Source organism: Meridianimarinicoccus aquatilis, assembly GCF_004358675.1.
GTDB lineage: Bacteria > Pseudomonadota > Alphaproteobacteria > Rhodobacterales > Rhodobacteraceae > Meridianimarinicoccus > Meridianimarinicoccus aquatilis.
Genome location: NZ_SMZO01000108.1, coordinates 1 through 5,662, shown reverse-complemented (window position 1 = coordinate 5,662; position 5,662 = coordinate 1). Strand labels below are relative to the sequence as shown.

At 57.6% G+C, this 5,662-nt stretch carries 9 protein-coding genes; 1 reads left to right on the top strand and 8 read right to left on the bottom strand.

Going from position 1 to position 5,662, the window contains the following annotated elements:
• Positions 1-78 precede the first annotated feature (78 nt).
• From E2L05_RS20345 to E2L05_RS20310, 8 genes are read right to left on the bottom strand one after another with little or no spacing between them, the layout of a single operon-like run.
• Entirely contained in the window at positions 79-753 is a 675-nt protein-coding gene (locus E2L05_RS20345; RefSeq protein ID WP_208016290.1) for an RES family NAD+ phosphorylase, read from the bottom strand.
• A complete protein-coding gene (locus E2L05_RS20340; RefSeq protein ID WP_133344844.1) occupies positions 750-1,265 on the bottom strand; it encodes an antitoxin Xre/MbcA/ParS toxin-binding domain-containing protein in 516 nt (171 codons plus the stop codon). Before E2L05_RS20340 ends, E2L05_RS20345 begins: the two co-directional genes overlap by 4 nt.
• Positions 1,266-1,315: 50 nt before the next feature.
• Complete coding sequence (locus tag E2L05_RS20335; RefSeq protein WP_208016289.1) at positions 1,316-1,645, bottom strand: hypothetical protein; 330 nt, start codon at positions 1,643-1,645, stop codon at positions 1,316-1,318.
• A gap of 20 nt (positions 1,646-1,665) precedes the next feature.
• Entirely contained in the window at positions 1,666-2,058 is a 393-nt protein-coding gene (locus tag E2L05_RS20330; RefSeq protein ID WP_133344842.1) for a YciI family protein, read from the bottom strand.
• Positions 2,059-2,070: 12 nt separating this feature from the next.
• Positions 2,071-2,724 (bottom strand): malonic semialdehyde reductase, encoded by a 654-nt coding sequence (locus tag E2L05_RS20325; RefSeq protein WP_133344840.1) that lies wholly within the window; start codon positions 2,722-2,724, stop codon positions 2,071-2,073.
• A gap of 11 nt (positions 2,725-2,735) precedes the next feature.
• Complete coding sequence (locus E2L05_RS20320) at positions 2,736-3,566, bottom strand: BKACE family enzyme (RefSeq protein WP_133344838.1); 831 nt, start codon at positions 3,564-3,566, stop codon at positions 2,736-2,738.
• Positions 3,567-3,569: 3 nt separating this feature from the next.
• Entirely contained in the window at positions 3,570-4,484 is a 915-nt protein-coding gene (locus E2L05_RS20315; protein WP_208016288.1) for an intradiol ring-cleavage dioxygenase, read from the bottom strand.
• Positions 4,485-4,491: 7 nt separating this feature from the next.
• A complete protein-coding gene (locus tag E2L05_RS20310) occupies positions 4,492-4,914 on the bottom strand; it encodes an iron-containing alcohol dehydrogenase (protein WP_133344836.1) in 423 nt (140 codons plus the stop codon).
• Here E2L05_RS20310 and E2L05_RS20305 point away from each other — a divergent pair.
• A complete protein-coding gene (locus tag E2L05_RS20305) occupies positions 4,899-5,609 on the top strand; it encodes an IS6 family transposase (RefSeq protein ID WP_133343683.1) in 711 nt (236 codons plus the stop codon). The two genes, E2L05_RS20310 and E2L05_RS20305, sit on opposite strands and share 16 nt — an antisense overlap.
• Positions 5,610-5,662 lie beyond the last annotated feature (53 nt).

Below are 5,662 nucleotides of genomic sequence, written 5' to 3'. Positions count from 1 at the left end.
ATGACCGCATGACCTTGCCTTCCCAGGCTCTTTGCGGCCAAGGTCAAACAACTTGGCAAAGCCGTGGTGGCCGCTTGATCAGGAGACCTGGCGCACAACCACACGACCGGTTCGGGGCACTTCGATCCGGAAGTGCTTCGCCTGCGTCACATTCTGGATAAGGGGCGGGCGAAAGCAGACCCAGTTTGCATGTCCGGCGTGACGCACGCTTTCATAACGGATACCGGCACGCGCGCCTTCATCACGGACGCGCCGTCCAAAAGCCTGCGCTACAGGGTAACTTGCATCGTCGGGATCATGATATTCCGGATGCGCTCCGAAAATGTCGACATAGTCTCCATCAAGGTCCGCCTTGTATTGGCGATACGTTTCGGATTTCTGCGTCAAGGCGCTCAGCGCGATCTCCTTGCGCAGCCCGTTGGCAACCTCCAGCAGCGCGGTGTTGGGATGGGTCGAGCCATACCACGCCCCGAGGCTCGCATCAGAAAACCGCAGACCGCCGGGCGATCCGTGCAGAAACGCCGCCATGACGACGCTGGCGTTCGGGACGCCATACACCCATTCCGCGCGGGGCAGGCGCGCGAGCCGCGGGCTTACGAGGCGATCGTTTGTCCAACCTTCCAGTTCCATGACGGCGTCAAGGTCATCGGGGGTGGTGACTGCGTCAAAGGCGTGGATCGGCGGAAACCGCGAGGGGATAAGGCGTGTCGTGCCCGCGGGTGCGCGCGCGACCGCGTAATCGGCAATTTTCATGCAAAGACGAGATCGTCTTCAGTGACCGCCTCAAAGCTGCCCTCAGCTACCCCAAACCCTGTGTTACCGCCGCGCCAGGCGTCAAGATACCGGCGCACGGACATGAGACCGTCGTGCCCACCTTCCAGCATATAGGCCATGGGCGAAGCGCCGACGAAGAGCGTCCCCTGATGAGACCCCCTCAACCAGACCAGCGCCTGACTCTCATCCTCGAACAGAATGGTCAGTGCCTTGTAGATCCCAAGTATGGCCGAAATTCGTAACAGCGTATCAAGGGGCAGGGTCAGCGACTGCTGCTCACGCGCCTTTTTCATCCATTGATGATAGGTGGAGCGGCCCGGATCCCCGAGGATGGCTATACGTTCCACTTCGCTCATGTCGAACCGATCGGCGATTCTCCGGAAGGCGCGCAAGCCCGGCGCACTTGTCCGCTCGCGATCCTCTCGGGAGATGGTGTGGAATTGCACACCCTCGGGGGGAACCGAAGGGTTTGAGAAGTTTGCAATTTGCATAACGAGCCTCCTTTATCCACTTACAGACATATGGTCTATATGTGGACAGGTCAACACAGGGAGGTCATTCTGTTGAATGTCACTGAGAACTGACCCGGTAGCGTGCCAACCCAACCGGCATCGGTCAGACCGTCGCCGACAGCTTCCAGCGTATCCTTGAAACCGTAAAGCGATCCGCCATAGGCCTCTGTCCATTCGACCCGGTCTTCGGACCCCATGGCCTCCAGGCGGTTGTTGGTTTCGGCGACGACCAATGTTGACAGCTGGCCAACCCACGGCAGTACCGTTGGGTGACTTGATGCCATGGTCAGTTCATAGGTCTCTGCCTGGGCTGCAACGCCCGCGAGCGAGATTGCCGCTGCTGAAATGAAATGTTTCATTTTTTCCTCCCTAGTTTTGTTCAGGTGACGGTGTAAGAGCCGGTCGAAAAATCGATTTGAACGCTCATTCCACCTTCGTTGAGAAGCCACGGTCGAACCGTGAACTTTCGTGCGCCAGTTGAGTGCATCGGGTCCTCACCGGCGATCTTGTTGGCATGGGCAAGACTGTCGGCGCGCAGGATCACCATGCCTTCGCCGTTCCAGCTGTGTTCATCGTCGGCCCAGTGAGGTCCCGCGCCAAAAAGGATCCCATCCTGGCCAAGTTTGACCAAGAACGCCAAGTGCTCTTCCAAGGCCGCCATGACCGGCCCCATCCCATCAATGGGGCTTGTAGACACCACGTAAAATTGCTTTTGCAGCATCCCTTCCGTGGCTTTCAGGATGTCGTCCTTGGTGATTGTCGGTTCGGCCATTGTCTTCGCCACTCAGATCGTTTCGCAAACGGTTTCGAAGTCGAGGCGCGGCAATCTTCGGAAGATCTTCGAAGTATCGGCGTATCCAAGGTTCACCAGAAAATTCGATTTCAGCGACGAGCCGTGGAAAAACTCCTCGTCAACCTTGGCATTGTCGAACCCCGACATTCCGCCGACGTCCAATCCAACGGCGCGCGCCGCCAACATGAAGTAAGCGCCCTGCAACGTGCCGTTTCGAAATGCGTTCACCTGCGCAGCCGTTGCGTTGTTCTTGAAGATTTCTTGGGCATCAGGATTTGGCGGGAAGGTGTTGGGGAGTTCCTCCCAGAAGTTGAGATCATAAGCGATAATCGCCGTGACCGGAGCGCTGCGCATCTTGGGCCGATTGCCTTCGAAGAGCGCTGGCTCAAGTCGATCCTTCGCCGCGTCTGATCGGACAAAGATGACCCGCATCGGCTGCTGGTTCATGGACGTCGGGCCCATCTTTGCGATGTCGTAAAGCGACCTCAGTGCATCTTCGCTGACGTCGCGATCTTGCCAGCCGTAATGCGTGCGGGCTTCGGTAAACAGCAGTTGCAGGGTCGTTTCGTCAGCCAAAAGACCACGGGCTTGAAATGCTGCGGCAGAACTGCGGGCTTCATTGTCGAGAGTATCAGTGTCTGACATGTATGTTCCTTTCAAACCCGCCTGAGGCCAAGAATGCTGCGTGCTTGGGATGGCGTTGCAATCGGGCGACCGTGGGTTGCGCAGATCTCTGCCGTTCTTCGAACGAGGGCCGCGTTGGAGGGGGCCAGTGTGTCGCGGTCGAGACGGATGTTGTCCTCAAGACCTGTTCTGGCATGGCCGCCAGACGCAATGGCCCATTCGTTCAACGTCGCCTGTTCTCGTCCAATACCGGCGGCGCACCACGGTGCGCCTGGGAAAAGCCGGTTGACTGTTTGGACATAGAAATCGAACACATGTCGATCAGCAGGCATGGCGTTCTTGACGCCCATGACAAACTGAACATACGGCGTCCCGGCGATCGCACCGGCCTTGTGCATTTCAGCGGCTTTCAGGATGTGACTGAGGTCAAATGCCTCGACTTCGGGTTTGATGTCATGGGCGCGCATTTCAGCGGCCAACCAATCGATCAGATCGGGTGGGTTTTCATAGACGCGAGTTGGAAAGTTATTCGACCCGACACTTAACGACGCCATATCCGGACGCAGACTTAACATGCCTCCTCGGTCCTTGCCCGCTCCGGAACGACCGCCCGTCGAAAACTGCACAATCATACCGGGACAATGCTGTTCAATGCCGTCTTTTAGCCGCGCGAATTTCTCTGGATCACTGGACGGCGTCTCATCTTCGTTGCGAACATGCGCGTGGCAAATTGCAGCTCCAGCCTCGAAAGCTTCATGGGTGCTTTCGACCTGCTCGGACACCGAGATTGGAACCGCCGGATTCATGGCCTTTCGTGGCAATGACCCAGTAATGGCGACACATATGATGCACGGAGACGCCATTTCCTACGTCTTCGGCGCCAGGACAAAATCGAACTTAACGTCCCAATAGAAGGGACCTTCAAAGCCCATCTCAGCGATCTTTGCGGGGTCTTCGACCTTCACAAACTCGGCGATCAGGCTTTCTTTCACGCCGAACACGGCGTCGTTGTTGATGTAGATGTCATCGGGGTCAAAGATGTGGGTTGTGACCTCGTCATACCCTTCTTTCGAGAGGATGTAGTGCAGATGCGCCGGTCGATAGGGGTGGCGGCCGAGCGCGTATAGCAATTCTCCAACGGGCCCATCATCGGGGATGGAATAGTGCTGGGGGCGTACGGCTTTGAACCAGTACGTTCCATCGGCCCCGGTGCGGAATACACCACGCAGATTGAAATCAGGCTGAATGCCCTTTTGCTGAACGTCATAAAAGCCTTCGTCATTGGCTTGCCAAACGTCAATCTTAACGCCCTCCAGCGGATTGCCATCGACATCCAACACCCGTCCGCGAGCGACCATGTCTTCGCCCTTGCCATCCAGGCAGATGTTGAAACCCATCTCGTATTCGGGCGTTCCGCCAATATGGAAGGGTCCAAGCACCGTATTCTCGGACGCACCCTTGGGACGGCGCGAATTGATCGCATCTACCAGCATTGAAACGCCAAGTACGTCGGACAACAGAATGAATTCCTGCCGCCAGTCGTCGCTTTTGTGACCCGTGGCGGTGAGGTAGAGGATCGCCTTCATCCATTCTTCCTGTGTCGGCTCGATCTCTTTGATCGCTGCATGCAGGTGACGGGTGATGATCTCCATGACCTGCTTCAGACGAGCGTCCTTGGCATTCACATTCTGCCCGGTGACGACCTCAGCGGAATCCGCCTCGGTGAAATACGCTTTGGGCAGGGCTTTGATAAAATCGGGAATTTCGGCTTGCTTTGTCATAGATGTTTCACTCTGCCGTCGTGCCGGGGGCGGCCCCGCTCCAGGCGTCCTGCAAAAGCGCGCGGATGCCGGTGGCGGTGATCTCCCGGGGGTTCCAATAGGGTTTCGACAGCGCGACCTCGGTCGCGCGATCCAGGTCGGTTTCGTTTAAACCAAGATCCTTGAGCGCTAACGGCGCACCGAGTTTATTGGCAAAAGCCCAGAGCGCAGAACCCGGCGCGTCTCCCTCAAAAATCAAAGTGACCGGTTTCAATAGGTCGGCAACGGCGTCAGCATTGTAGTGGATCGCATGAGGCAGGACGATCGCGTGCGTGTCTGCGTGCGGCAGGTCGAAACTGCCTCCGAGCGTGTGGCAAAGCGGGACTGTTGCATTAGCTTCGTTTCGTAGCGACGATGTGGCTTTGGAGGTTCTCGATGCCGCATAAATCACCGTTCAAGCACCATCGTTTTCCACGTGAGATCATCCTGTGCGCCGTACGCTGGTATCTGCGCTTCCCGCTGTCCTACCAAGATGTTGTGGATCTTCTGGCGGAGCGCGGCGTCAACGTCGATCGGTCGACCGTGTATCGCTGGGTCCAGAAGTTTGGCCCGGAGCTGACGCGGCGCACCGAACGGCATCTGCGCCGCGGCAGCGTTGATTGGCATGTGGACGAAACGTATATCCGCGTCGGCGGCAAGTGGCGCTACCTCTGGCGCGCGATCGATGCCAACGGGCAGATGGTTGACTTTCGGCTGACCGCAAGACGCGATGCGAAGGCCGCGAAAGCCTTTCTTTGCAAGGCGATCGAGCGCGTGCGGCTCCACCGGCCGGTAACAATCTGCACCGACAAGGCACACGCCTACCGGCGCGTCATCCGCGAGATCAACCACCGATATGACCCGCACTTCGACAGCATCCGTCACATTGACCGGAAATGGCGAAACAACCTGATCGAGAGCGACCACGCCGCAATGAAACGGCTCCTTGGCTATCGCCAGAGTTTCCGCTCGCTCCGATCCGCCAAAGCGACCCTCAGCGGAGTCGAAACGATTCGGACCATCAAACGCGGCCATATCCACCACAAACAACCCGGCGTCAGAGGCGAGATTGAATTCATCGCCAGCCTCTTCAAAACCGCCACGTAACCACCTGTGCCATCAGGGAAAGCTCAACACGCGCAAATTAACGCAACAGTCCC

Coding starts and splice junctions, on each gene's coding strand:
- E2L05_RS20320 (WP_133344838.1), bottom strand. CDS start 3,566: ATGGCGTCTCCGTGCATCATATGTGTCGCCATTACTGGGTCATTGCCA.
- E2L05_RS20330 (WP_133344842.1), bottom strand. CDS start 2,058: ATGGCCGAACCGACAATCACCAAGGACGACATCCTGAAAGCCACGGAA.
- E2L05_RS20340 (WP_133344844.1), bottom strand. CDS start 1,265: ATGCAAATTGCAAACTTCTCAAACCCTTCGGTTCCCCCCGAGGGTGTG.
- E2L05_RS20305 (WP_133343683.1), top strand. CDS start 4,899: ATGCCGCATAAATCACCGTTCAAGCACCATCGTTTTCCACGTGAGATC.
- E2L05_RS20345 (WP_208016290.1), bottom strand. CDS start 753: ATGAAAATTGCCGATTACGCGGTCGCGCGCGCACCCGCGGGCACGACA.
- E2L05_RS20335 (WP_208016289.1), bottom strand. CDS start 1,645: ATGAAACATTTCATTTCAGCAGCGGCAATCTCGCTCGCGGGCGTTGCA.
- E2L05_RS20325 (WP_133344840.1), bottom strand. CDS start 2,724: ATGTCAGACACTGATACTCTCGACAATGAAGCCCGCAGTTCTGCCGCA.
- E2L05_RS20315 (WP_208016288.1), bottom strand. CDS start 4,484: ATGACAAAGCAAGCCGAAATTCCCGATTTTATCAAAGCCCTGCCCAAA.